This window comes from Amycolatopsis coloradensis (assembly GCF_037997115.1).
In the GTDB taxonomy this organism is placed as follows: Bacteria; Actinomycetota; Actinomycetes; order Mycobacteriales; family Pseudonocardiaceae; genus Amycolatopsis; species Amycolatopsis coloradensis_A.
The window spans coordinates 7,012,472-7,037,612 of the sequence record NZ_CP150484.1; the positions used below are offsets into that span (position 1 = coordinate 7,012,472).

The 25,141-nt window shown below is 69.2% G+C and carries 22 protein-coding genes and 1 pseudogene; 9 read left to right on the top strand and 14 right to left on the bottom strand.

Features of this window, described 5'->3' with window-relative positions; translation table 11 throughout:
• Positions 1-13 precede the first annotated feature (13 nt).
• Positions 14-862, bottom strand: coding sequence for a sulfurtransferase (locus LCL61_RS32560; protein ID WP_340683290.1), 849 nt, complete (start codon positions 860-862; stop codon positions 14-16).
• 108 nt (positions 863-970) lie between these two features.
• Here LCL61_RS32560 and LCL61_RS32565 point away from each other — a divergent pair, with 108 nt between their 5' ends.
• The 3 genes from LCL61_RS32565 (at position 971) to galE (ending at position 4,032) form a co-directional block, all read left to right on the top strand.
• On the top strand, positions 971-1,690 hold the full coding sequence (locus LCL61_RS32565) for a metal-dependent transcriptional regulator (RefSeq protein WP_016332755.1): 720 nt from the start codon (positions 971-973) through the stop codon (positions 1,688-1,690).
• Positions 1,687-2,868: a galactokinase gene (galK, locus tag LCL61_RS32570; RefSeq protein WP_340683291.1), complete on the top strand. Its 1,182-nt coding sequence runs from the start codon at positions 1,687-1,689 to the stop codon at positions 2,866-2,868. The genes LCL61_RS32565 and galK overlap by 4 nt, the downstream gene beginning before the upstream one ends.
• A gap of 210 nt (positions 2,869-3,078) precedes the next feature.
• A complete protein-coding gene (gene galE, locus LCL61_RS32575) occupies positions 3,079-4,032 on the top strand; it encodes a UDP-glucose 4-epimerase GalE (RefSeq protein ID WP_425342074.1) in 954 nt (317 codons plus the stop codon).
• Here the strand turns inward: galE and LCL61_RS32580 are convergent.
• The 3 genes from LCL61_RS32580 to LCL61_RS32590 form a co-directional block, all read right to left on the bottom strand.
• Positions 4,007-5,071 carry a DUF4192 domain-containing protein gene (locus LCL61_RS32580; protein ID WP_340683293.1) on the bottom strand — a complete coding sequence of 355 codons (1,065 nt, stop codon included), beginning with the start codon at positions 5,069-5,071 and terminating at the stop codon, positions 4,007-4,009. The genes galE and LCL61_RS32580 overlap by 26 nt on opposite strands.
• A gap of 150 nt (positions 5,072-5,221) precedes the next feature.
• On the bottom strand, positions 5,222-6,076 hold the full coding sequence (locus tag LCL61_RS32585; protein ID WP_340683294.1) for a M23 family metallopeptidase: 855 nt from the start codon (positions 6,074-6,076) through the stop codon (positions 5,222-5,224).
• Between the two features lie 574 nt (positions 6,077-6,650).
• Positions 6,651-8,462, bottom strand: coding sequence for a Xaa-Pro dipeptidyl-peptidase (locus tag LCL61_RS32590; protein WP_340683295.1), 1,812 nt, complete (start codon positions 8,460-8,462; stop codon positions 6,651-6,653).
• An 82-nt stretch (positions 8,463-8,544) separates the two neighbouring features.
• Between LCL61_RS32590 and LCL61_RS32595 the strand changes: the two genes are divergently transcribed.
• On the top strand, positions 8,545-10,110 hold the full coding sequence (locus LCL61_RS32595) for a DUF4139 domain-containing protein (RefSeq protein WP_340683296.1): 1,566 nt from the start codon (positions 8,545-8,547) through the stop codon (positions 10,108-10,110).
• 31 nt (positions 10,111-10,141) lie between these two features.
• Here the strand turns inward: LCL61_RS32595 and LCL61_RS32600 are convergent, their stop codons facing one another.
• Entirely contained in the window at positions 10,142-12,805 is a 2,664-nt protein-coding gene (locus LCL61_RS32600) for a LuxR C-terminal-related transcriptional regulator (RefSeq protein ID WP_340683297.1), read from the bottom strand.
• A gap of 766 nt (positions 12,806-13,571) precedes the next feature.
• Between LCL61_RS32600 and LCL61_RS32605 the strand changes: the two are divergent.
• Positions 13,572-14,093 (top strand): annotated as a pseudogene (locus LCL61_RS32605) (GAP family protein); the annotation flags it as partial.
• Here LCL61_RS32605 and LCL61_RS32610 read toward each other — a convergent pair.
• Genes LCL61_RS32610 through LCL61_RS32620 form a run of 3 tightly spaced genes read right to left on the bottom strand, consistent with a single transcriptional unit; the run spans position 14,036 to position 16,196 of the window.
• Positions 14,036-15,211, bottom strand: a complete 1,176-nt coding sequence (locus tag LCL61_RS32610) for an AI-2E family transporter (RefSeq protein ID WP_340683298.1) — start codon at positions 15,209-15,211, stop codon at positions 14,036-14,038. The pseudogene LCL61_RS32605 and the gene LCL61_RS32610 sit on opposite strands and share 58 nt — an antisense overlap.
• Positions 15,208-15,666, bottom strand: coding sequence for a DUF7144 family membrane protein (locus tag LCL61_RS32615; protein ID WP_340683299.1), 459 nt, complete (start codon positions 15,664-15,666; stop codon positions 15,208-15,210). The genes LCL61_RS32610 and LCL61_RS32615 overlap by 4 nt, the downstream gene beginning before the upstream one ends.
• The gene (locus LCL61_RS32620) at positions 15,663-16,196 is read right to left on the bottom strand and encodes a DUF1269 domain-containing protein (RefSeq protein WP_340683300.1); all 534 of its coding nucleotides are present in this window, start codon (positions 16,194-16,196) and stop codon (positions 15,663-15,665) included. The genes LCL61_RS32615 and LCL61_RS32620 overlap by 4 nt, the downstream gene beginning before the upstream one ends.
• A gap of 196 nt (positions 16,197-16,392) precedes the next feature.
• Between LCL61_RS32620 and LCL61_RS32625 the strand changes: the two genes are divergently transcribed.
• Positions 16,393-18,246, top strand: coding sequence for a glycoside hydrolase family 15 protein (locus LCL61_RS32625; RefSeq protein WP_340683301.1), 1,854 nt, complete (start codon positions 16,393-16,395; stop codon positions 18,244-18,246).
• 122 nt (positions 18,247-18,368) lie between these two features.
• Here the strand turns inward: LCL61_RS32625 and LCL61_RS32630 are convergent, their stop codons facing one another.
• The 3 genes from LCL61_RS32630 to LCL61_RS32640 are packed head-to-tail and all read right to left on the bottom strand — an operon-like array spanning position 18,369 to position 20,247.
• A complete protein-coding gene (locus LCL61_RS32630; RefSeq protein WP_340683302.1) occupies positions 18,369-18,800 on the bottom strand; it encodes a CBS domain-containing protein in 432 nt (143 codons plus the stop codon).
• Positions 18,801-18,829: 29 nt separating this feature from the next.
• Complete coding sequence (locus LCL61_RS32635) at positions 18,830-19,330, bottom strand: hypothetical protein (RefSeq protein WP_340683303.1); 501 nt, start codon at positions 19,328-19,330, stop codon at positions 18,830-18,832.
• Entirely contained in the window at positions 19,327-20,247 is a 921-nt protein-coding gene (locus LCL61_RS32640; protein ID WP_340683304.1) for a neutral zinc metallopeptidase, read from the bottom strand. Before LCL61_RS32640 ends, LCL61_RS32635 begins: the two co-directional genes overlap by 4 nt.
• 106 nt (positions 20,248-20,353) lie before the next feature.
• On the opposite strand from LCL61_RS32640, the gene LCL61_RS32645 reads away from it, so the two are divergent.
• On the top strand, positions 20,354-22,360 hold the full coding sequence (locus LCL61_RS32645; protein ID WP_340683305.1) for a prolyl oligopeptidase family serine peptidase: 2,007 nt from the start codon (positions 20,354-20,356) through the stop codon (positions 22,358-22,360).
• Between the two features lie 63 nt (positions 22,361-22,423).
• Here the strand turns inward: LCL61_RS32645 and LCL61_RS32650 are convergent, their stop codons facing one another.
• Together LCL61_RS32650 and LCL61_RS32655 are read right to left on the bottom strand one after the other, a co-directional pair.
• The gene (locus LCL61_RS32650) at positions 22,424-22,738 is read right to left on the bottom strand and encodes a multidrug efflux SMR transporter (protein ID WP_340683306.1); all 315 of its coding nucleotides are present in this window, start codon (positions 22,736-22,738) and stop codon (positions 22,424-22,426) included.
• A complete protein-coding gene (locus tag LCL61_RS32655) occupies positions 22,738-23,394 on the bottom strand; it encodes an FMN-dependent NADH-azoreductase (protein ID WP_340683307.1) in 657 nt (218 codons plus the stop codon). Before LCL61_RS32655 ends, LCL61_RS32650 begins: the two co-directional genes overlap by 1 nt.
• A gap of 93 nt (positions 23,395-23,487) precedes the next feature.
• Between LCL61_RS32655 and LCL61_RS32660 the strand changes: the two genes are divergently transcribed.
• Positions 23,488-24,075, top strand: coding sequence for a helix-turn-helix domain-containing protein (locus LCL61_RS32660; RefSeq protein WP_340683308.1), 588 nt, complete (start codon positions 23,488-23,490; stop codon positions 24,073-24,075).
• On the opposite strand, the gene LCL61_RS32665 is transcribed toward LCL61_RS32660, so the two are convergent.
• The gene (locus tag LCL61_RS32665) at positions 24,076-24,474 is read right to left on the bottom strand and encodes an SRPBCC domain-containing protein (RefSeq protein WP_340683309.1); all 399 of its coding nucleotides are present in this window, start codon (positions 24,472-24,474) and stop codon (positions 24,076-24,078) included. It lies immediately after the preceding gene.
• Positions 24,475-24,529: 55 nt separating this feature from the next.
• Here LCL61_RS32665 and LCL61_RS32670 point away from each other — a divergent pair, with 55 nt between their 5' ends.
• Positions 24,530-25,129, top strand: a complete 600-nt coding sequence (locus tag LCL61_RS32670) for a CGNR zinc finger domain-containing protein (protein WP_340683310.1) — start codon at positions 24,530-24,532, stop codon at positions 25,127-25,129.
• The last annotated feature ends 12 nt before the right edge of the window (positions 25,130-25,141 follow it).

Here is a 25,141-nt window from a genome sequence, read left to right on the forward strand (position 1 = left end):
GGACGCCCGCGGGTCAGCCGGGCAGATCCCCGGTGGCCACCGGGCGCTCCGGATCGCGCGACCAGTGCGACCACGAACCCGCGTACAACGCCGCGGGCGCCGGGTGACCGGCGACCTCGAGCGCGAGCACGACGGACGAGGCGGTGACGCCCGATCCACAGTAGACACCGACCGGGGTCTCCGGGGTCACGCCGAGACCTTCGAACCGCTCGGCCAGTTCCGAGGCGTCGCGCCAGCGCCCGTCCTCCCCGAGATGCCCGGAGAAAGGCGCGTTGACCGCACCGGGGATGTGCCCGGCGCGCGGGTCGATCGGCTCGGTCTCCCCCGCGTACCTCGGCCTCGCCCGCGCGTCGAAGAGCAAGCCGTCCCTGGCGAGCGTGGCCGCCTCGTCCGCGTCCAGCACCGGCATGCCGCCGGGCTTCACGACGATGTCCCCCTCCTCGGGCGAAGGGGCCTCGGCGGTGACGGGGCGCTCCTCCTCGGTCCAGGCCGCGAACCCGCCGTCCAGCACGGCGACCTCGGCGTGCCCGGCCCAGCGCAGCAGCCACCACGCCCTGGCCGCGACCGAACCGTCGGCGTCGTCGTAGACCACGACCGGGTGACCGGCGCGGACCCCGGCCGTCCGCAGATGCCGCTGCAGCGTCTCCGGTTCGGGAAGCGGGTGACGGCCGCCGTCGCCCGGCTCCCCGGCGAGCGCCGTGTCGAGGTCGACGTACACCGCGCCCGGGAGATGCGCCTCACGGTAGGAATCGGCGCCGGGCGGGCCGGCGAGCCGCCAGCGGACGTCGAGTACTACGGAGCGTGCCGATTCCGGCCCGGAGAGCTGCGCGGCGAGTTCGCTGGTGGTGATCATGGGGCGCATGGGCCCATCTTTCCGTGCCGCACGGCTCCCTGCCCAGCTTGGGGGACTTTTCCCGCCTCGGTGCTTGTTCTCCCCACGCCTGCGTCGCTGTCAGTGCCAGCGACTACGATGAGCAACGCGGACGAAGGGGACAGCGTGAACGATCTCATCGACACCACAGAGATGTACTTGCGTACCATCTACGAGCTCGAAGAAGAAGGTGTCGTCCCGCTGCGGGCCCGGATCGCGGAGCGGCTGCAGCAGAGCGGCCCGACCGTGAGCCAGACCGTCGCCAGGATGGAGCGCGACGGACTGGTCGTGGTCGCGGACGACAGGCATCTGCAGCTGACCGAGCACGGTCGCGAACTCGCCATCGCGGTCATGCGCAAGCACCGGCTGGCCGAGCGCCTCCTGGTCGACGTCATCGGCCTGGAGTGGGAGCACGTCCACAACGAGGCCTGCCGCTGGGAACACGTGATGAGCGAGGCCGTCGAGCGCAAGCTGGTCAAGCTGCTCGACCACCCCACCACGTCGCCCTACGGCAACCCGATCCCGGGGCTCGACAAGCTCGGCGACGGCGATCCCGCTCCGCCCGCCGAAGCCGACCTCGTGCGGCTCGACGAGTTCGCCCGCATGGGCGGCGGCGAGGTCGAGATCCGCCGCATCGCCGAGCACGTGCAGCTGGACGAGACGCTGATGACGGAGCTCAAGTCGGTCGGCATCGTGCCCGGCAGCCGAGTCAAGGTCGGCAAGACGGCGCCCGGCGGCACCATCGAGGTCACCGGCGGGAGCAGCACCGCGCAGGTCCCCGTGTCGGCGCTGCACGCCGTGCTGGCGCAGGCCAGGTGAGCGCCGCGTCCGACGCCGCGGAGACCTTCCTGGCCCTCCACGGCCGGGCTCCGGCCGGGGTCTGGTCCGCGCCGGGCCGGGTGAATCTGATCGGTGAGCACACCGACTACAACGACGGTTTCGTGTTGCCGTTCGCCCTGCCGCACCGGCTCGCCGCCGCGGCGACGCCGCGCGAGGACGGTGTGCTGACCGTGGCCACCCTCGGCTCGGACGGCCGGGTCCAGGAATCCGGCCCGCTGGCCGTCGCCGACCTGCGGCCCGGCTCGGTCGAGGGGTGGGCCGCGTACCCGGCGGGGGTCGCGTGGGTCCTGCGTGACCAGGGCCTCGGCGGCGGCGCGGACGTGGCTATCGCGGGGAACGTGCCCTCGGGGGCGGGCCTGTCCTCCTCCCACGCGCTCGAATGCGCCGTCGCGCTCGCCTTGCTGGGGCTGGCGGGCACCACTCCGGGCACCGGCGGGGGTTCGCCGAGCCTGCACGAAGTGGCCCGCTGGGTGCAGCGTTCGGAGAACGACTTCGTCGGGGCGCCGACCGGTCTGCTCGACCAGACCGCTTCCCTGTGCTGCACGGAATCGAACGTGCTGTTCCTTGACGTCCGCTCCGGCGAGATGGAACAGGTGCCGTTCCCGCTGGAGGAATCCGGCGTCCGGATCCTGATCATGGACACCCGCACGAAGCATTCGCACGCCGAGGGCGGCTACGGCGAACGCCGCCGGGGCTGTGAGCGTGCCGCGGAACTGCTCGAGGTGAAGGCGCTGAGGGATATCAGCGTCGATGGGCTGGACGCCGCGCTCGGCAGCCTGCCGGACGACCTCGTACCGCTGGTGCGCCACGTGGTGACCGAGAACCAGCGCGTCCTCGACACCGTGGACCTGCTGCGGGCGGGCCGCATCACCGAGATCGGTCCTCATTTGGACGCCTCGCATGTGAGCATGCGCGACGACTACCGGATCTCCACCCGTGAACTCGACCTCGCCGTCGATTCGGCCCGCGAAGCCGGGGCCCTCGGCGCGCGGATGACCGGCGGCGGCTTCGGCGGTTCGGCGATCGCGCTGGTCCGCGAGTCCGATGTGGACACCGTCGGGCGAGCGGTGAAGGCCGCGTACGAAGCGGCGGATCTGCGCCACCCCAGGCTGTTCACCGCCGTGCCATCGCGTGGCGCGGGTCGCGACGAGCTCTAGCGCGGGTTCGGCCCCGCTTTGGCGTGATTCGCGTGTCCAGGCACGGGACACGCGTGCTTGGAGACGGAACACGCCGAGGCCGGACTCCGTGGGCCGCACCCGCACCCCGGGGCGCGGCCGGTGCCCGGGGGCGAGGACACTGGGCCGCGACCGCATCCGCTGCAGAAAGGCGCGAACGTGACCGACGAACCGACCAAGACCCTGAAGCTGATGGTGACGGGCGGAGCCGGTTATGTGGGCAGCGTCTGCGCGGCCCGCCTCATCGAGGCCGGGCACGACGTCACCGTGGTCGACGACCTCTCCACCGGGCACGCCGACGCGGTGCACCCGGACGCCACCTTCGTCGAGGGCGACGCCGCCGAGGTCGCCCGGCGGCTGCTCGGCGACGGCTTCGACGGTGTCCTCCACTTCGCCGCCAAGTCCCTGGTCGGCGAGTCCATGACGGATCCGGCGAAGTACTGGGAAGGCAACGTCCTGACCTCGCTCCGCCTGCTCGAAGCGATGCGCGACCACGGCACGAAGCGGCTGGTGTTCTCCTCCACCGCGGCCACCTACGGCGAGCCCGAGTCCTCCCCCATCCCGGAGACGGCGCCGACCCAGCCGACCAACACCTACGGTGCGACGAAGCTGGCCATCGACCACGCGATCACCTCGTTCTCGCGCGCCCACGGCATCGCCGCCGTCAGCCTGCGCTACTTCAACGTCGCGGGCGCCTACGGCTCCTTCGGCGAGCGGCACACCACCGAAACCCATCTGATCCCCCTCGTGCTCCAGGTCGCCACCGGGGACCGCGAGCGGATCCAGATCTTCGGTGACGACTACCCGACCGCGGACGGCACCGCCATCCGCGACTACATCCACGTGGTCGACCTCGCCGACGCGCACCTGCTGGCCCTGCGCCACGCGGCCGACGGCGAACACCGCATCTACAACCTCGGCAGCGGCACCGGGTTCTCGGTGCTCGAGGTGATCGAGGCGTGCCGCCGCACCACCGGCCACGAGATCCCCGCCGTGGTGGCCCCGCGGCGGGCGGGCGACCCGTCGGTGCTGGTGGCCTCCAGCGAGCGGGCCGGTGACGAACTCGGCTGGAAGCCCGAGCGCACCGACCTCGACGGCATCGTCGCCGACGCCTGGGCGTTCACGCGGTCCCGCCAGAACGCCTGAGGCCGATCTCTTGCGTTCCTTCGGCTCGCTGCCGAAGGACCACGTCGGCGACGTCGGACGGCGGAACCATCGCGTCCAGAGCCCTGGCCAGGAGTTTCGTCAGCCCGTGCCCGGGGTCGGCTTCGCCTGCCCTGGCCAAGGCGATCCCGGCGGTCGCAAGGTCGCCCCGCACATAGGCGGCGTGCGCCTTCAGGGCGAGCGCCTCGGCCGCTTCCGGTGCCGGGATTTCGCGGGCAAGGGTGAGCCAGAGATCCTCCGCCGCGCGGGCGAGCGCTGAGTCCGCGGGGGCGGCGGTGAGCATGCAGGCACCGCGGACCTCGACCAGGGAAAGCGCCCAGGCCAGCCGGACGGCCTGGTCGTCCGTGATCGCCGGGTCGCCGCTGTCCGCGCGGGCGAGCGCGGCGTTCACCTCGGCGATCCCGGCCCGGACGAGGTCCGGGTCCCTCCATGGTGGATCGTCCAGCCCGGTGAGGAGATCGGCGCGTCTGGCGAGCGTCTCCGGCGCGACGGGGTCGAAGAGTCGCTCGAGTTCGTCCCGGCTCGCGTGGGTGATCTGCCCGGCACCGGTGACGACCGCGGCGGCCACCGAATCACGCGGATCCGGCAGCAGACCGCCACAGGTCCTTTCCCGGTAGCACGCCCAGCGCACCTCGGCGGCGATACGCGGCGCCCATACCGAATGCAGCAGCGGGATGCCGTACTCGGCCAGCGAGGCTTCCACGCGCCGGACGAACCGGCGGCGCGGGGGCCGTCCCGCCTTGTTCGCGGGACCGCCACCGACCACCGCGACGATGGCGCCGGTGTGGCCGGTCAGGGCGAGCCTGACCGCGAGTTCACGCGCCTGGTCTTGTTCCAGACCAGGCGGCGGCAGGTCCACACGCATGAGGAGGCCCTGACGCTTGCGGTCCTGGTCGCGGAGGCCGAAGACGACGACGGAGTCCTCGGGGTGGAATCCGAGGAGGTACGGGATCGCGGCGAGCAGGTCCGCCGGATCCGTCAGATTGACCTTGGTCCTGCCGGTCGGAGTCGATGTGGTCATGCCCCCACCTTGCGGCGGGAATGGGGCCGCCGGGTGGGGGCACGACACATCTGTGGACAGCCAGGACCGTTGTGGACAACCGCCGCGGGACCGAGTGCGGGGACGCCGATCCCGTCGGTGGGGTGGTCTACAGTGCCCGGCCCCGCGGGGTCAGCCGCAGTGTTCGAACGGGCTCTCGTAGGCGTTCGACCCGACCGAGCCGCCCCACTTGACGCAGGTCGCGGCGGCCGTCTTCTTCACCGGGCCGGCGTAGTAGGTGAAGCTGCCGGAGTCGGTCACGCGAGCGGAACCCTGGACTTCGAGGAACGCCGACACCGGCGACGCGGTGCCGAGCGAAACCGCCTTCAGCGTGGTGACGCAGTTGGCCTTGGTCGACGCGTTGTAGAGCAGGTACGCGGTACCCGAACCGTTCGCGAGCCCCTGCGAGTCGACGACCGAGAACCCGCTGCCACACACCTCGGTGGCCTCGTACGGGTTGCCGCCGCACGAGTTCTTGCTGGTGAAGTTGGTGTGGCCGTAGTACGGCACGGCGACCCCGTTCAGCACCGCCTTCTGCGCGACCCCGTTGAGCCGCTGTTCGAAGTGCAGGTGGGGGCCGGTCACGCCGCCGGTCGCCCCGGCCGTGCCGATCTGCTTGCCGAGGCTGACGGCCTGGCCGACCGAGACGGACTGGGTCGACAGGTGCGCGTATCGGGTACGCCAGCCGCCGCCGTGGTCGATCTCGACCCAGCGCCCGTAGCTCGTGCTGCCCTCGTTGGCGACCCTGGTGACGGTGCCGCCCGCCGACGCCAGCACCGGCATCCCGGTGATCCCCGACTTCTGGAAGTCGACCGAGTTAGCCGGGCTGTGCCCGCTGAACGTCGCCGCCGTGACCGTGACGCCGCATTTGAACGGGACCTGGAAGTTCGGGGCGGCCGACGCCTGCGTCGTACCGGCGAGAGTCAGGCCGAGCGCGGGGATGACGGCGGCCGCGGCGAGCACTGCGAAACGGCGCAACCTGGACATGGAGACCTCCATCAGGTGGGGAAGCCGGACAGCCCGAAGCAAAGCCGGGGGAAATACATTTTCCGTACAAGCCCGAGGTCGGGTCGGGGTTTTCCACCCGAAACGCCGGACCCCGTCCCGCCCAGCGCCGCCATCGCGTGCCGCGAAAGCCACTTTCGCAACACGCCCTCGGCCTCGGCGTCACCACGGCACATCGATGACGTAGCGAAGGCCTCCTTCCCTGCCCTCAGGGTCAGAGTCCCGGCAAAGTCGGCTATCGGCTGGTCAAGCGGGTGCCGGATGGGGCTCGTCACAGTGGCCGGGCACCTTCTCGACTGTCCACGGGGGCCACTTTCGAGGCGATTGTGCCCGATCCGGGCGTTTTGTGCGGGGTCGTGAGCGGCAAAGAGGGTTAGAACCCAAGGTCACGTAGCTTAAGTTGATCTTGGGCGAGGTTGACAGGTGGGGCGAAGGCTCCCTTCGCTGCGCCTGATGCGACGAAGGGCGCCTTCGGCCCTGGTCGTGGGTCGGGTTGGTCGTGAGTGGTGATTCGCAGTAGGACGACACAACACACACGACCGGACCACGGCCCCGCTCAGCCGAAAGCGGCTCGCAGCGCGGGTTTGCCACCCGCCACCGGCAGCACCAGCGAAGTACGGTTCAGCTCGACCGAGACACCGGCGCCCGGCTTCGGCCGGAGCGTGTAGTCGTGGTCGCTGGAGGCCACCAGGAACTCGATCTTGTGCCCGGCCGCGAGCAGGTAGTCCTTCGCGACCAGTTCCACCTCGACCTTGTAGTTCTCACCAGGGGTGATCGAGTCGGTGCGGGCGGGGTCGCGCCGGTTCTGCGGGTCGGTCCAGCCGCGGGTGATCACCTTCGCCGTCCCGTCCGGAGAGCGGTCGAGGAGCACCGCGGTCACGTTCGCGGCCGGCTTGTCGAAGGACAGCGACAGGTCGGTCTTCACGGTCCCGGAAAGCCGCACGGGCTGCTTCGCCGCGGTGGTCGAGTACAGCAGCCGGTGGCCCGACGACGCCGCGGCCGCCAGCTGTTCGATCGTCTTGCTCGCGTCGTCCGCCAGCGTCTCGACGGCGGCCTTGCCCGGAACGGGGTTGCGCGTGTCGAGCTTGCCCTTCGAAGAACCGCCGGGCCACGGGTAGAGCTTGACGTCCTGGGTGCCGGGCAGCGGCCACTCCGGCTCGTCCACCCACGACTTGTCCTCACGCTGGATGGTGGCCTTCGGCTCACGCTCGATGCCGTTGTCCACGTCGTAGAGGTAGTGCGACATCCACTTGTTCAGCGTGGCGAGCCAGACGTCGCGGCGGAGGCTGTACGGGTCGGCGTGCCCGGCCTGGTGCAGCCAGATCTTGTGCTCGACGCCGCGCGCCTTGAGCATCTCGTACCAGCGGGTGCCCTGGTCGGTCTTGACATTCCAGTCGCCGAAGCCGTGCACCACGAGGACCGAGGCCCGCACCTTGTTCACGTCGTTGCGGTAGTTCCGCGCGTCCCAGAAGCGGCTGTAGTCACCGGTCACGCGGTCCTGATCGACCGCGATGCCGTCGATCAGCGGACGGCAGACGGCGCGATCCTGGCGCGTGTAGACGTAGTCCGCGAGCACGTCCGCGTCCTCGCCCTGGAATCCGCCGGCCGCGACGACGGCGCCGTCGTTGCGGTAGTAGTCGTACCAGCTGGAGATCGCCGCGATCGGGACGATCGTCTCCAGCCCCTCGACGCCGGTGCCGGCCACGGCGTTGGGCAGCGTCCCGTTGTAGGAGACGCCCATCATGCCGGTCTTGCCGGTGCTCCAGTCCGCGACCGCGGCCTTGCCCGCCGCGTCCCGCGCCGTCGCGCGGCCGTTCAGCCAGTCCACAATGGACTTCGCGCCGATGGTCTCGTTGACGTCGCCGCTGCTCGGGCAGCCGGTGGACTGGCCGCTGCCGAGCGATTCGCCGTACACCACCGCGAACCCGCGGGCGGTGAAGTAGTCCTGGTAGCGCCAGCTGATCGGGGCGGCGTTCGGGCCGACGGTCTTCGTCGCGATCCGCGGGCCCGCCGGGGCGCGCTTCGCGCCGGGCACGTGCAGCTCGACGTCGACGTTGTGGTTCGCGACGTCGTTGCCGCCCGCGTAGTACGGACTGGCCTGGTAGACGACCGGGACCTTCATGCCCTGCTGCGTCGCGCGGGGCCGCACCACCTCCGCGTGCACGAGGTCGTCCTTGCCGTCGCGGTCACTGTCGACCGGCGCGGTGACCCAGACGTTCTCCCGGATGACGTCCGCCGGGTCGAACACCGGCTGGGCTTGGCCGTCCTTGAAGACCGGTGTCGGCGGCGCGTCGGCTTGAGCGGGCAACGCCGTCGCCGGAAGGACCAGAACGGCGGTGAACAGGGCAGCGAGCCTGGCGACTCTCACAGGACCCCCAATGGCGGGCGGGCAAGACCCAGCTGAGGTTTCCGGCCACCCGAACAGGTGTCAAGAGACTAACGTCGGAGGCATGCCGAGCGCACTGGAAGCACCGATCGTCGCCGTCACCGTCTACCCGCACCACGCCCGGATCACCAGACGGGCTTCGGCTGCGCTCGACGGCGAAACGCGCTTCGCCTTCGCGGGCCTGCCGTGGAACCTGGACGCCGACTCGGTCCGCGTCACCGGTTCCGGCCCGGCGGTCATCGCCGGGGTCGACGTCGCCGTCGAACGCCATCCCTCGCCCGCGGACGCCTCCCTGCGCGCGCTGACCGAGCAGCGGCGCGCCGATCAGGCGGTGGTCGACGAGGTCGCGGACGCCGTCACCGCGGAATCCGCGAAGGTCGATCTGCTGACCGGGCTGGCGACACGCAGCGGCAAGAGTTTCGCGAAGGCGCTCGCCGCGGGTACGGCGGAACCGCCCCGGGTCGCCGAAGTCACCGACGCGCTCGGCACGCAATTGGCCGAGGCGCTCGGGAAACGCCGCGAACTCGGCATCCGCCTCGCGCGGCTCCGCGACGACCTCAAGGCGCTCGACCGCGAGATCGAGGCGAAACAAGGAACGGCCGAAGTGGACAGCGCGACGGTCACGGTCGAGCTGGAGAGCCAGGAGGACGGCGCGGAAATCGGCCTCGAACTGTCCTATGTGGTCGCGAACGCGAGCTGGGAGCCGGGTTACGACGTACGCGTCCGCGGCGAGGACGTCTCGCTGACCTGGTACGGGCGGATCACCCAGCACACCGGTGAGGACTGGCCGGAATGCGAACTGGCCCTCTCCACCGCGCGGCCGGCGAACACCGTGGAGGTGCCGGAACTCGATCCGTGGTTCCTCGACCGCGTGCGGGAGTACAAGCCGTTGATGGCACGCATGGCGTACGGCAGCGCGTCGCCCGCGGGCGGCGGGATCCCGGAGTCGGTGGGCATGCCGGCCCCCGGCGCGCCCCCGATGGCGGCGCGGACCGCGTCCGTCGAACAGGGCACCACCGCGGTCACCTACCGGCCCGGCCGCCCGGTGGCGGTCCCTTCGGGAGCGCAGGGTCACCGCACGACGCTCGCGCAGCTGGAACTGACCGCGAAACTGGGTTACGTCACCGCTCCGGTGGTGTCGCCGGAGGCATTCCTGCGGGCGACCGTCGTCAACACCTCGCAGCACACCCTGCGGCCGGGCAAGGCGTCGGTGTTCCACGAGACGGAGTTCGTCGGTACCACCCGGCTCGACGTGTGGGCGCCGGGCGAAGAGCTCGAACTCGCCCTCGGCGTGGACGACCGGATCCGGGTCGAGCGGGAACTCGCGCACCGCACGGCGACGAAGGCGACGCTGTCCGGGGTACGCAAACGGGAGGCCGCCTACAACACGACCATCGGCAATCACAGCCCGCGCGAAGCCGTCGTGACCGTGTTGGACCAGGCGCCGGTCTCCCGCGACGAGGCGATCACGATCCGGGAGGTCCGCGCCGTACCGGAACCGGCGGAGCGGACCGAGCTGGGTGAGTTCACCTGGCGGCTCACACTCGCTCCGGGGGCGAAGGCCGTCGTGACGCTCGGGTACCGGGTGGACGTCGCGAAGGGGGTCGAGCTGGCGGGCTGGCGGGAGTAGACGGTTCACCGGCCACCCCGGGCGGCGGAACTCACAGCAGGCCGCGCCGGCGTGCGGCGACGACGGCGTCGCGGCGGTGGTTGACGCCGAGCTTCCGGTAGATGCCGCGAAGATGGGTTTTGACCGTGTTCACCGACACGAAGAGCGAATCGGCGATCTGCTCCGCGGTGCGCATCGACGGCAATTCGGTGAGGAGTTCGAGCTCGCGTGAGGTGAGGGGTTCGACCGGGGGCGCGGGGCCGGCCGGTAGTGCCTGCAGCACGGTACCCGCGAACTCTTCGATACGCCCGAACCTCCCGCTGCCGCACACCAGTAGTTCCCGGATGTGCTGCCCGGCGTCGTGGAAGGGCCGTAACGCCTGCTGGGGTGCCGCGAGATCGAGTGCACGGCCGACGGCGTTGTGCGCCCGGTTCTGTTCACCGGCTTGGTCGGCGAGAACGGCTTCGAGGAGCCAGCTGTCGATCAAGGTACGCGCCACCAGAGGGCTGGTCTGGCACTCGATCACCGGCTGCAGGCGGCGGCGTGCGGCGCCGGTTCTGCCGCGGTGAACGTGCATGAGCGCGGTGAGCAGCGCGTGCTCCGCGTAGGGGGTCAGCAGGTGCCGATTCTGTTCGGTCACGTCCGCCGCCCAGGTGGGTTCTCCGACGCGAAGGGCCAGTCGTTGTTCGATCGGAGCCGTATAGGCGACGAGCCAGGGAGTACTCGGCTGCGCCGCGAGCCGTTGCCGGTGCCCCCGCAGCGCTTCGACGACCGCGTGCGGATCGGCGGCGAGATCGAATTCGACGGCGGCGCTGAGTGTCACCGTCAGCATTTCCACGGCCGGCTCCACGGCCGCGGGCGAAAGGTGAGTCGCCAGTGCGGAGAACCGGCGGGCGCTCTCCTGGTCCAGCCTCTGATAGGCCGCCAGCCCGAGAACCGCATACAGGAAGGCGGTCCGCGCGGTCTCCTCCCAGCCGCGAGCACGGGCCAGCTCGAGGGCGGCATTGGTGTGCACCGCCAGCCCGGCGAGGTCACCCTGTACGCACGCGATGGCCGCGAGGTGGGTCCTGCACTGCAGGCTGACTGCGTCACGCCGCTCCGGAGTGGCCATCCGCAGCGCGCGTTCCAGATCGCGGGTGGCGTTCGAGAGGCCACCCAGCCACAGAGCCGCGGTCCCGCGGGTGAGGAGGGCGAGCAGGTCGAGGTCGAAATCGCCGGAATCGCCCGCGCTCGTGGCGCGGAGTTCGGCGAGCGCTTTCTCCAGGTTCCCGCCGAATCTCGCCCGATAGAGGACGGCCACGGCGTTCAACGCGCGCAGACGCCCGGAACGAAGGGGCTGCGCCGAATTGTCGACCCTGCCGAGGTATCGGTCCGCGGTCACGAGGTCATGAGAGTCGAGGGCGGCGACCGCCGCGGTGAGTGCCACCTGAGGCCGGGCCAGGATGTGCTCCGGAATCGCGCCGAGCAGCGTGTGCAATCGCGATCCTTGTCCTTTGAGGACGGTTTGCAGCCCGAACCGCTGGATGTACCGGGTGACCTGCTCTTCGTCCTGCGCGGCGACACTGTGCTCCAGCGCGGTGAGCACGTCGCCGGAGTCGGTGAACCATTCGGCCGCCGAACGGTGGAGCCTGCGGTAGGCCCGCGGGTGACGGCGAGTCAGTTCGGCACGCAGGTAGTCGCGGAACAAGGGGTGGCAGCGGTATCGAGGACGGTCTCGGCCGTGCCGGGTGACCAGCGCGTTGGTGCGGACGAGCGTGTGCAGAATCTGCCCGGAGTTCTCCTGCCCGGTCAGCCGGGTGGCCAGCTCGTCGGTGACGTCGGTGCACACCGAGGTGCTCAGCAGGAACTCACGGATGTACGCGGGTTGCGGGCCGAGGATCTCCCCGGACAGGTATTCGGCCAGCAGGCGGTCGTCGCCGGTGAAGGCTCGAATCGTCTCGCTCGCGTCCGATGAGGCGGCCAGTGAAAGGGTGAGGAAACGCAGGCCCGCCGCCCAGCCCTCCGTTCGTTCCGAGATCTTGTCCAGATCCGCCTTCGTCAGCGCGAGGTTCTGCCTGGCGAGCAGACTTCCGGTTTCCTGCTCGGTGAAGTTCAGCTGGTGCGCCGTGATTTCCCGCAGCCTGCCTTCCAGCCGGAGCCGGGGCAGGATCAGCGGTGGCGGGAACCGGGTCGCGATGACGACCCGCACTCCGGACGGCAGGTAGCGCAAAAGCATGTTCACGTTCTTGACCGCGGCCGGTGCGGACAGCTCGTGTGCGTTGTCCAGCACCAGGATCACCGGCCGCGAGAGCCGGTCGCACATGTCGATGAAGGCGGCGATGCCTTCGTGAGCGGAAGCGTCCCGCGCCGGCGTCAGTTCGGAGACGGCGTCGTCCTCGACGCTTCGGTCAAGCGCACGGAGGATCGACGACCACAGCGAGAATACCTTGTTGTCGTTGGCGTCCAGCGAAATCCACGCTACATGTTCGTCGGTGGCGTGGTGGCGTGCTCTTCGCTCCAGCCAGCTGCCGAGCAGCACGGTCTTGCCGGATCCCGCGGGTGCGTTGATCAGCGTGACGCTGGGGGTTTGGCCGGCGGTGGCCTGATCGAGAACGTCCAGCAACCGGTCCCGCTCGAGAATGTCGCAGGCGGACGGTGGTGGTGCGAGCTTCGGCGACGGCACCACGACCGGGTCTTCGTCGTGCGCGCCCGGTTCCGCACCTTCGGCAGGGGTCACCGACCGGTGCATGACATCGCCGCGCTGGAAATGACATGCCAGACGAAGGCGAAGACCCGAGAAATCCCGGTGAAGACGAAAGCGAGACCGGAAAGAACGGCGTCCACTGTCCCCGAGGACCGGCTGGCCCCCGGTTGCGCCGAAAGAACCAGAACGAATGTCATTCCCACCAGGACGAGTTTTGCTCTGGACCGAAGATGCGGCGCAGTGCTCACCGGTTTACTCCCTTCGATTCCCCAGAACGGGTGAGGGATCCGATTTTGCTCACCCCCAGCGGCGGTCACCTCCTCCTTTGCGGGTGAGTCGGGACCGGTGACCGCGGCCCCTCGTCCAAAAGGGTGGCCCCCGCTAGAATCGATTTCCAGTGTTGGGTAACGAAGCCGATGGCTCGTTTTCACCCGCCATGAAGGAGGAGCTCCGTGCCCCAAGGGCGCATTCTGGAGTCAGCGGATCGCGAAGCCTGCCCCAGTCCAAGGTTCCGCCGTCCGCATGCGGTACCGGGTAGCAGCTCCCCGTTGGCCCGCAGGAGCTGCGCGTGTCGGGGCGTCGGAGGGCGTGGCGAGTGGGCCCTGAGGAAACGCGGAGGCGAACTCCACCCGGTACCGCATCCGAACTTCCGGCGGTGAGACCGCCGTGCGTGCGTTGCCCGTCACCGACAAGCGAAGCGTTGGCGGGCAACGCGATTCGTTGCCGAAGAGCGATCTCGGACGGGAGTCACGGAATGACGGAAGGCTCGCTCACCGTGCTCCCGCTCGCGATCACCATGATGGCCGGGCCGCAGTTCGTGTCGGCGTTGATCCTGATCACGACGGCGCGCGCGGTGCCGACATCGCTCGCGTTCGTGGCGGGCGTCGCGGCGGCCGCCACGGCCGGAACCGCGCTCACGACCTGGCTCGCGGGGCTCCTGCCGCCGGCTCCCCTCGTCTCCGATTCGGACGGCTCCCTCTACACGATCATCGAGTACGTACTGGTCGCGATCCTGGTGGGGGTCGCGATCTGGAACTGGACGCACCGCGAAACCGCGGAACCGCCGAAATGGCTCGGATCGCTCATGTCGGCGGGTCCCGGGCGCGGGTTCCGCACCGGATTCCTGCTCATCGCGTTCTTCCCCTCGGACGTGCTCGTCATGTGCGTGGTCGGCCTCGACCTCGCCCGCAGCGGGGCGGGTTTCAGCGCGGCCATCCCGTTCCTCCTGACCACCACCCTGATCGCCGCGCTGCCGCTGCTGGCTTACCTGCTCTTCCGGCGGCGCGCGGCGCGGGTCATGCCGGACATCCGGGACTGGACGAACGCCCACGGCTGGCTGCTGAACATCCTGGCGTGCCTGTTCTTCATCGTGCTCATCCTGTTCTGACCGTCGGCCGATTCCCGGCGAGGCGAACCCACCAACGCCGTGACCCAGCTGCTGGCCGGGTCGTCGACGAGCATGGCCAGCGCCAGCAGAGTCGCGGGAACCGAAAGCAACGTCCCGAGTGGCCCGAGCACCCAAGCCCAGAACACCAGCGCGACGAAGGTCGCCGTGGCGGACAACCCGACGGCGTTGCCGACGTAGCGCGGCTGGATCAGTGACTGCATCACGAAGTTGATCACCACGTAGACCACCACCACCGCCAGCATGGCCTGCCAGCCGCCGTCAAGGACCGCGAGCGTGGCAGGCGGGGCGAGGCCGAGCAGAAAGCCGATCGTCGGTATGTAGTTGGTCACGAACGACAGCAGGCCCCACAAAGCCGCGAGCGGTACCCCGAGCAAGACCAGCGCGATGACGTCCATTACCGCGACGACGAGGCCGAAGGCCGTGGTCACCGCCAGGTACACCCGGACACGACGGCCGAAGTCGCGCAGCGCTTCGGCCGTCCGCGCCCGCTCGCCCGCGATACGGGCGATCCGGCTGTCGATGTCCGCGGTTTCGGCGCTGAGGAACAGCAGCAATCCCAGCAGGAAGACCAGGCTCGTGGTGACACCGGTCAGATCGGCGAGCAGGGAGCCGAGATACGAAACGAGCCTGCCGGGGTCGATGGACTTGAGAATGTCGCGCAACTGCGCCTGCCCGGCACCGAACTCCGCCAGCGCGTCGGCGATTTCGGCGTACAGACCGGTGATCCGGTCCGCGTAGCGTGGCAGGAGCGCGGCGAGCTGGGCGACCGAAACGATCACCGCTACGCAGAAGGCGATGAGTATCCCGTAAACGAACACCACGAGCGCCGCCGTCGCGGCCCAGCGAGGAAAGCCGAGGCTCCGCAACCGGCCGTGTGCGGGGCTGAGCGTGATCACGATGACGAGCGCCAGCAACGTCGGCGCCACCAGCCACGCGACCGCCCTGATTCCCGCGATACCGACCACGATCGCGGCCGCGCCGAGCAGGACGACGAGCGCTCGCGGTGTTCGAGGTGCGGGCCGATCTGTCACCACAACCCGCGATTCGGGGCTTCGTCACCGTGGACGATGACCGCCCAGATGACCGTCACGCACAGGGCGATCACGATCGTCGACCACAGCGGATGCGCCGCGAGGAACACCAGATGGGTCAACGCGTTGCCGGCGGCGAAGAGCACCGCGATCACCCTCGCCCAGATGGCGCCCGAGACGAGGACGCCGCCGGCGATCGCCACCAGCACACCACCCACCAGATGGGCCCACGCCCAGCCGGTCAGGTCCAGGACGAGCGTGTACTCCGGACCCGCGATGTAGTAACCGCCCTCGACCAGGGCCACGATTCCCGCGATGGCGTTGAAAACGCCGAGGATGACCATGATCACGCTGGCGAAGAAGATCCACCCGGTCCACATCGGCCGTAGCCCGGACCGGTGCTCTCCCTGGCGTTGGTCGGTGAGATCGGCGTCGGCACTCCAATGCTGACTCATTTCGGCCCCGTTCCCGGTTCGTCGGCGGTCTGGAATTCCTGTTCCATCAGAAAGGTTTCGCGAAGTGCCTTCTCCTGTTCAGAGGTCAAGTTCGTGAAGAACAGCTCTGGCGTTTCCTGGCCGCTGAAGGCTTGTCGCACCTTGTCCATGACGGCGCCCGAGCTGAGCAGGAACAGGGCCGACGTGCCTTCGGTGACTTCTCCCCTGATCCGCCGGATCAGGTCGTCGTCGATGCCGTAATCCGACGCCAATCCGCCGACGGTTCCCGCGGCGGCCCCGAGCGCCGCGCCGAGCAGCGGCACGAGGAAGATCAGCCCGAAGAGCATTCCCCAGAACGCCCCGGTCAGCGCGCCGCGACCGGCCAGATTGCGCAACTGGCGGAGTTTCGGCTTGGACGCGCCTTCCGGCCACGTCACCGTCGCGGCGTCGTGTATCGAGATGAGCTGGCTTTTCGCCAGGCTCTTCAGCGTCTCCGCCGCGCGGTCCGCGCCATCGGCCGAGCGGAACATCCAGATGGTCAACGTGTCCACGTCTCACCGTCCCTTTCTGAAAGCTGGTGATACGACCACGGCCATCGCACAGTGACGACGGGAGCGCACACATCACCTGAGACGGATGAGCGTCGTACTCCCCTCCCAGGCCGGGAACTCATCCGCCCGAGGTGATGCCCGGCTTTCCGGGAACGGGCCAGATTGGTCGAAAAGCCCGTCCGGCAAGGAGTTGCCTGTGGACCACCCATCGCTGATCGCCGACCATGGATTGATCGGGGACCTGCAGACCGCCGCGTTGGTGAGCACCGACGGCACGATCGACTGGTTCTGCAGTCCCCGATTCGATTCTCCGAGCGTGTTCGCCAAGCTCCTGGATCCCGGCGGCGGCCACTGCCGTGTCCGTCCCGTCCAGGAGCCGTACACCTCGCGTCAGTTCTACTTTCCCGGCACCGCCGTACTGATCACCCGGTTCATGACCAAGCTGGGTACCGGCGAGGTCATCGACTTCATGCGCCCGGTGCACGCACCACACGCGACCCCCGGCCACCGGCTGATCCGGATGATCCGCTGTGTGCGCGGACACATCGAGTTCTCCGTGGACGTCGTCCCGCGCTTCGACTACGGGCGCCGACCGCACACCACCACCGTCACCGATGACGGCGCGCTGTTCGACAGCGGGCTGTCCGCCTTGACCTTGCACGCGGTCCGGGAACCCGGAGACGCACAGCTGGCGCACATCCACGTCATCGAAGGCGGCGTCTACGGCTCGGTCGCCTTGGAAGCCGGGCAGGTCCGCGGTTTCATGTTCGAGTCGGACGGTGGGGAGCCGCGCTCGATCCGGGTCACCGAGATCGAGAAGGTCTTCGAGGACACCGTTCGCTATTGGCGCGACTGGCTGAACCGCTCGACATACCGGGGACGCTGGCGCGAGATGGTCGAGCGATCGGCGATCACCCTCAAGCTGCTGACTTACGCACCGACCGGGGCGATGGTCGCCGCACCGACCACGAGCTTGCCGGAGCAGATCGGCGGCGAACGGAACTGGGACTATCGCTACACCTGGGTGCGGGACGCGTCCTTGGCCGTCTCTTCGTTGCTGGCAATGGGATTCACGGATGAGGCGATCGCTTTCGCCCAGTGGCTCCGGGAACGCCATCTACGCGGCGATGGACGACTGAAGATCATGTACCGCGTGGACGGGTCATCGGACCTGCTGGAGGAATCCTTCACGCACTGGTCCGGGTACCGCGGGTCGGTGCCGGTGCGGATCGGCAACTCCGCGTCCGATCAGCTCCAGCTCGATGTCTACGGCGAACTGCTCGACGCCGTGTATCAGGCCGATCGACGGGGTGCCGAAGTCGGGCAGGAGGGCTGGAAGGCGCTGGCGGGCCTGCTCGATTGGCTCGCGGAGAACTGGGATCAGCCGGAGGAGGGGATCTGGGAAACACGGGAAGGAAAGGCCGACTTCACCTATGGCCGGCTCATGAGCTGGGTCGCCTTCGACCGGGGCATTCGCCTCGCGACGGCAAACGGCCGTCCCTGCGCCCTCGACTCCTGGCGGCACGAGCGCGACCGCGTCTACGAACAGATCTGGGAGCACGGCTGGAATCCGCTCAAACAGGCCTTCGTCCAGCGGTACGGTTCCGACTCCCTCGACGCGTCGCTCCTTCGCATGGCCGACGTCGGTTTCATCACCCCTTCCGACCCCTGCTGGCGGGCGACCTTGACCGGCATCGAGAAGGATCTGGTCACCGATAGCCTCGTCTACCGCTACGACCCGCGCGTCTCCCCTGACGGCCTTCGAGGGAACGAGGGCACCTTCTCGCTTTGCACGTTCGGATACGTCACCGCTCTCGCCCGCGCCGGGTACCTGGAGAAGGCACGGCTGACGTTCGAGAAGATGCTGACCTACGCCAACCACGTCGGTCTGTACGCCGAGGAGATCGGCCCGACCGGCGAGCAGCTCGGCAACTTTCCGCAGGCGTTCACTCACCTCGCGCTCATCGACGCCGCGCTCACGCTCGACAGCGCCATCGGCGACGGAGCGCATAGGGAGGCGGAGCCGCCGCTGACCGCGCGGTACAGGTGATCGTGAGCGGTAAGGACGGTTCTGGTGGGCCCGCGTTCAGTCACCCACCGGCGTGCGCTCCAACCGTCCTTACCGCCCACGAGACCAAGCGCCCGGAACGACCCTCATGGCACTTGCGCGGCTCAACCCTGCGAGATGTAGGCCTCGAGATGCTCTTGGCTCTTCTCCAGTTCTTCCATCCGGGTCTTCACGACGTCGCCGATGCTCACGATGCCCGCGAGCCTGCCGTCGGCCACGACCGGGACGTGCCGGATACGGCGTTCGGTCATCAGCACGGACAGCTGGTCCACCGAATCCTCGGGGCCGCAGCTGGCGACCATCTTGGTCATGATCGCGGACACCGATCCGTCGAGCAGCTGGGGCCCGCGCTCGTTGAGCCGGCGCACCACGTCCCGTTCGGAGACGATCCCGACTATCCCGCCATCGGCGTCCACGACCACCAGGGCACCGACGTTGTGCTCCGCGAGTCTTTCGAGCAGCTCGGTGACGTTCGTCTCCGGCGAGACGGTCGCGACGGCCGTCCCCTTCTTCCGCAACAGATCGGAAATCCGCATACGCGCTCCTCCCGGACAGGTGACCTGAATCACTCCAGGTTATGGCCTGAGGGCCCCGGGCGAAAGTCCGGAGAGTCCGGTTCGACGCCCAGCCTGTCCGCGAGCGCGCCGTACGCCTCGATGATCCCCAGGCCGTACGGGTCGTCGCCGAGCGCGCCGAGTGTGTCCCGCCCCAGCCGCCACTGGGCCTTCGCGGCCTCGTGATCACCGAGTTTGCGGTAGTCCTCGGCGAGGTTCAGGTGCAGCGACGGGTAGAACCCGCGCACGGCCAGCGTCGCGTGGTACTCCTTGGCGCGTTCGTCGGTGAGCGAATCGGCCGCCGCGAGAGCGCGCAGATCCCAGGCGAGTTCGTCGGCCGGGTCTTCGCACACGTCGGCCATGTAGTGCGCGAGCGCGCACCGGTGGAGCGGGTCGCCGTCCTCGCCGATCCGTTCCCACAGCCCCGCGAACTTCTCGCGCGCGCCGGCGCGGTCACCGGAGATGTGCAGCTGGAGGCCGGTGTTGATCTCGGCCATCACTTCGTCGGTCATTTGACGTCCGAGGCCGGGGCAGCCCAGGTGTTGCACGCCGAGGTCGTCTTCCCGGAGAACCCGGCCTTCGCCCATTTCAGCTGGTTACGACGGCTGCCGTGGGTGTCGCTGTCGTCGGCGCGGCCGTAGTCGTCGAGGGCGGCGTTGGCCAGCGACCTGCTGATCGACCCACGCCCCGCGCCGGCGGCGAGGGCGAGCGCGCCGAAGCAGTTCGCCTGCAGTTCGATGCGGCGGACGACTTCCTTGTCGGCCGGGCTGTCCTCGTTCGGTGACGACATCTTCTCCGCGGCGGCCGACAGGATCCCGCTCGACCGCTGGATGTGATGCCCGTACTCGTGGGCCATCGTCGCGAGATGACGCGACCGCTCGAGACCCGCGTCGCCCAGCATCCACTGCGTCGGCGCGTAGATCGTGGTGTCGCCGCCGCAGTAGTAGGCGACGGCCTCGTTCTCGCCCGGTGCCTTCCCGCAGGCGCTGCTCTCGGGCAGCGTCACCTGCACGGTCACCGGCAGCGCGGGCTCGTTCGCCTGGTCCAAGGCAGGCTTCCAGGCCTCGGCCAGGCACGACACGAACGTCTTGTAGTACGTCTCCAGTTTCGACGGCTCGCGGCTGATCGCGGGCAGCCGGCAGGTGACCGCGCCGAGCGCGATCCCGTCCGCCAGCAGCGGGTTCGTCTCGAGTTCCCGCACCTCCTTGGGCGCGGGCTTCGCGTTCCCGGCCGGCGCCTTGGCCCCTTCCGAGGTGTACACGCCGGGCACCGGGAGGGCCTGGCCGTCGACCGTCCGCGGTCCGCCCGCCATCGCCATCCCGGTGGCGGTCAGCACGGCGACGATGAGCAGACCGACCACGGCGGCCCCCGGGTTCCGGCGAGGCGGCGACGACGTGAACGGTCTGGGTACCTCGTCGGTGCCGGTCATGGTGTCCCCCAAACGTGCGAGTCCACAGCATACGGAGCAGAAGCGGGCCAGGCGAAGAACGGGCACCTGGTGGCGCGAGGGCAGCGGCCCCGGCGAGACTGTGGGTATGAGTGACGAGGACCCGTACCTGTGGCTGGAAGACGTGACCGGCGAAGAAGCGCTGGGCTGGGTGCGAGCCCGCAACGCCGAGGCTCTCGCGGAACTGGCGGGCGGCGAACGGTTCGGCGGGATCCGTGACGAGGTCCGCGAGGTCCTCGACGCCGACGACCGGATCCCGTACATCCGGCGCCGCGGCGAATACCTATACAACTTCTGGCAGGACTCGGCCAACCCGCGGGGTCTGTGGCGCCGCACCACCCTGGAGCAGTACCGCCTCGACACGCCGGAGTGGGAACTCCTCCTCGACGTCGACGCGCTGGCCGAGGCCGAGGGCGAGAACTGGGTGTGGCAGGGCGCTGCCGTCCTCCGCCCGGGTTATGACCGCGCGCTGGTCGAACTGTCGCGGGGCGGCGCCGACGCGACGGTCGTCCGCGAGTTCGACCTCGACGAGCGCCGGTTCGTCGAAGACGGGTTCTTCGTGCCCGAGGCCAAGACCAGGATCGGCTGGATCGCCCGCGACCGCGTCTACATCGGCACCGATTTCGGTCCGGGGACGCTGACCGATTCGGGCTATCCGAGGCTGGCCAAGGAATGGCGGCGCGGCACCCCGCTCGAAGAGGCGACGGTGGTCTTCGAGGGCAAGGCGGACGACGTCTCGGTGTCCGCACACCACGACCCGACCGAAGGCTGGGAGCGTGACTTCGTCTACCGGTCGATCGACTTCTACCGCACGGAAAGGTATGTCCGGACGGCCGCCGGGCTCGACCGCGTCGAGGTCCCCGAAGACGCGCAGACGTCCTCGCACCGCGAGTGGCTGCTGATCCGGCTTCGCTCGGACTGGACCATCGAAGGCACGACGTACCCCTCCGGTGCTCTGCTCGCCTCCGGATTCGACGCGTTCATGGCGGGCGAGCGCTCCTTCACGACCCTGTTCACGCCGGACGCGCACACGTCCCTGGAGTACTGGGTGTGGACGCACAACCACCTGCTGCTCTCGACCCTGTCCGATGTCCGGACGGACCTGCGCGTGCTCACGCCGTCCGACGGCTGGACCTCCCGCCCGCTCGCCGGCGCCCCGGAACTGGGCACCGCGCAGATCACCGGCACCGACCCCGACGTCAGCGACGAGTACCTGCTCGATTCCAGCGGCTACACCCAGCCGTCGACGCTGAGCTACGGGCACGTCGGAGGCGACGTCGAGGTCCTCAAGCGCGCTCCCGCGTTCTTCGACAGCGAGGGCATGACGGTCTCGCAGTACTTCGCGACATCCGAAGACGGCACGAAGATCCCGTACTTCGTCGTACGCCCCTCCGATGCCGAGGGCGGTCCGACCCTGCTGACCGGCTACGGCGGCTTCGAGGTCTCCCTGACCCCCGGCTACAGCGGCATCATCGGCCGCGGCTGGCTCTCGCGCGGCGGCACCTACGTCGTCGCGAACATCCGCGGCGGCGGCGAATACGGGCCGGACTGGCACACCTCGGTGACGAAAGCCAAGCGGTACAAGGTGTACGAGGACTTCTCGGCCGTCGCCGCCGACCTCGTCGAGCGCGGCATCAGCGAGCCCGCGCGCCTCGGCATCCAGGGCGGCAGCAACGGCGGGCTGCTGATGGGTGTCATGCTGACGCGCTACCCGCATCTGTTCGGCGCGGTCGTGAGCCAGGTGCCGCTGCTGGACATGAAGCGGTACCACAAGCTCCTCGCGGGCGCGTCGTGGATGGCCGAGTACGGCGACCCCGACGATCCGGCGGAATGGGACTTCATCTGGAAGTACTCGCCGTACCAGAACGTCCACGCTGGACGCGAGTACCCGCCGGTCCTGTTCGTCACGTCCACGCGGGACGACCGCGTGCATCCCGCGCATGCCCGCAAGATGGTCGCGCGGATGCTGGAGCAGGGACACGACGTGCGGTACCACGAGAACATCGAGGGTGGGCACGGCGCCGCGGCCGACAACGAGCAGCTGGCGTTCAAATGGGCGCTGATGCTCGAATTCCTGTGGGAGAAGCTCTCCTGACGTGTCAGGAAAGGGTCGTTCCGGACAAGAAATGTCCTGAACGACCCTTTCCTGACACTCGGCTCACTCCGCCACCTTCGCCAGCACCACCCCTCCGACGATCAGTGCCATCGCCGCGAACCGGCCGAAACCGATCGGGTCCTTGTGGATCACGATGCCGAACACGATCGCGCCCACCGCGCCGATACCGGTGAAGACGGCATACGCGGTCCCGACCGGGAGCGAGTCCATCGCCTTCGACAGCAGGTAGACCGCGGCGACACCGAGCACGAAGCACAGCACGGTCGGCCAGAACCGGGTGAAGTTCTCCGTCGGCTTGATGCTCTGCGACCAGGCGACCTCGACGACTCCCGCCAGCAGCAGGATTCCCCAGCCCATCAGGCTTCCTTTCCGACCGAAGCCAGCTTTTCGACGCCGAGGAGCGCCTGGTCCCGCGACGCGATCCGTTCGGGATCGCGCGGGCTCAGCCGCGGGTCGACGAGGGCGTTCGTCAGTTCGGAGTTCAGGAACGTGACGTCCCGGACGTCGTAGTGCCCGGCGAAGAAGTCGCGCAGGTAGCGCTCGTGGTGGTCGACAGGCTCCCGCGGCGTGCCGGGCAGGTAGGTTCCGCCGCGCGCTCCCGCGACCACGAAAGCCCTGCCTGCCAAGGACATCTTGGGGAACGTGACCTGGTCGATCCACAGCTTGAGCGTCGCGGGGATCGAGAAGTTGTACATCGGCGCCCCGATCAGCACGACGTCGGCGGCGAGCAGTTCGGCCAGCAGCGGCTCGATGACCGCCCAGGCCTCGCGCTGCTCCGGTGTCTTCACCACCGAGGCGTAGCCGGCCGGGTCGGTGATCCCGGCCTGGAGGAGGGCGTCGCAGATCTCGGTCCAGGCCTGGCCGATCGGCGGCACCGGGTCGGCCGCCACGTCGCGGTAGGTGTAGCCCGCGCCCGGGTTCGCGGCGCGCCAGACCTCGGCGAAACGAGCACTCAGCTCGCGGGAGAACGACGCGCTGCGGGCACTGGAGTCGAGGTGGAGAAGGTGGCTCATCGGGGCCTCTCGGACCAGGAAGTGGACACGGTGTCCACTTACTTCGCCGGGTACAAGTGGACACCGCGTCCGGATATTCCTTAGGCTGCGAACATGCCGACGGAAGATCTGCTCGCGAACGGCACGGGACGGGAACGCTCGGACGCCGCTCGCAACCGAGCGAAGATCCTGAAGGCCGCCGAAGAGCTCTTCGCGGCGCGCCCGGCCGCGGACGTCTCCATGGAGGACATCGCCCAAGCGGCCGGAGTCGGCCGGGCAACGCTGTACCGCCGCTACCCGGACCGCTCGGCGATCGCCGTCGCCCTGCTGGACGAGCACGAGCGGGAATTACAGGAGCGGCTGCTCACCGGCCCTCCCCCGCTGGGCCCCGGCGCACCACCCGCCGAGCGGCTGGCCGCGTTCTACGCGGCGATGATCGGGCTGCTCGCCCGGCACGCACATCTCGTCCTCGGCACCGAGGTCGGACATTCACGGTTCACCAGCGGGCCGTACCGGCTGTGGCGCACCCACGTCCACCACCTCGCCGAGCAGGCGGAAGCGAAGGACCCGGACGCGCTCGCCGACATCCTGCTGGCGCCGCTCGCCGCGGACGTGTTCCTCCATCAAACGGGCGAACTCGGCCTGAGCGCGGAACGGATCACCGACGCACTGGCCGAACAGGCCCGGCGAGCGCTCGCCTGATCAGCCGGCGAGGCCGTCGACGACGAGCTTCATCACGGCCTGCCAGTGCTCGCGCTGCGCGGCACGCTCTTCCGGGCCGGTGAGCCGCTCCTGATGGAAGACCACGACCGTCTTGCCCGGCCCGGCCGGACGGAGCCCCACCTGGACCGTGCTCTCGTGATCCCAGTCCTTCGGACGCCAGGTGAGGCGGATCTTCTCCTGTTCGCGGTAGCCGCGGACCTCGCCGACGGTGCCCTCGGCCGTCTCGTACGGCGCGCCCTTCTCCGGCTCCAGCCGCACGTCACCCAGCCAGGCCGCCAGGCCCGGACCCGAGATGTATTCCCAAACCTGCTCCAGCGGATACGCCACCGTCTTGGACACGCCGATCTCCCAGCCCGCGTCCTTCGTCTTGCCGATCATCACGCCTCCACCGTAACCGTCTTACCTGGTTTCTGAAACTGACTATAGTGGTTACATGACTCCGGGAACAAGACTGCTCGTCAACGCCCAGGGTGAGCGGTACCGGTTCGATCCGGGCAGCCTCAGCCTCGAACTCATGCTGACCGGCGGCCCGGGCCCGTACGAGCGCTACGAAATCGCGCACACGCCGTCCGCCCTCGCCGAGTGGTTCAGCGGCTCACGGCTGGCGCTGACCGCTCCCCTGACCGACGTCCGGATCCGGCCCGCCGAACTCACCGCGCTCAAGGAACTCCGGGACACCCTTTACCGCGTCGCACCCGCCCTCTCCCGTGGCGAAGCGCCGTCGGACGACGACGTCGCCCTCCTGAACAGCGGAACCGCGGAGACCCCGAGGCCGCTCGTCGACCCGAAGACACGACAGCTCGCCTGGGCGCCGCCCGTCACCGGGAAACAACTCCTCGGCGCCGTGGCCCGCGACGCCATCGGCCTCGTCGCGGGCGAGCGATCCGGCCGCGTCCGCGAATGTTCCGCCGATGACTGCTACCTGTTGTTCTTCGACACCTCCCGTTCGGGCAACCGCCGCTGGTGCTCGATGGAGCGCTGCGGCAACCGCGCCAAGATCCGGGCCTACCGGGCCCGCACCGAAACCGCGTGATCGCTAGGATTC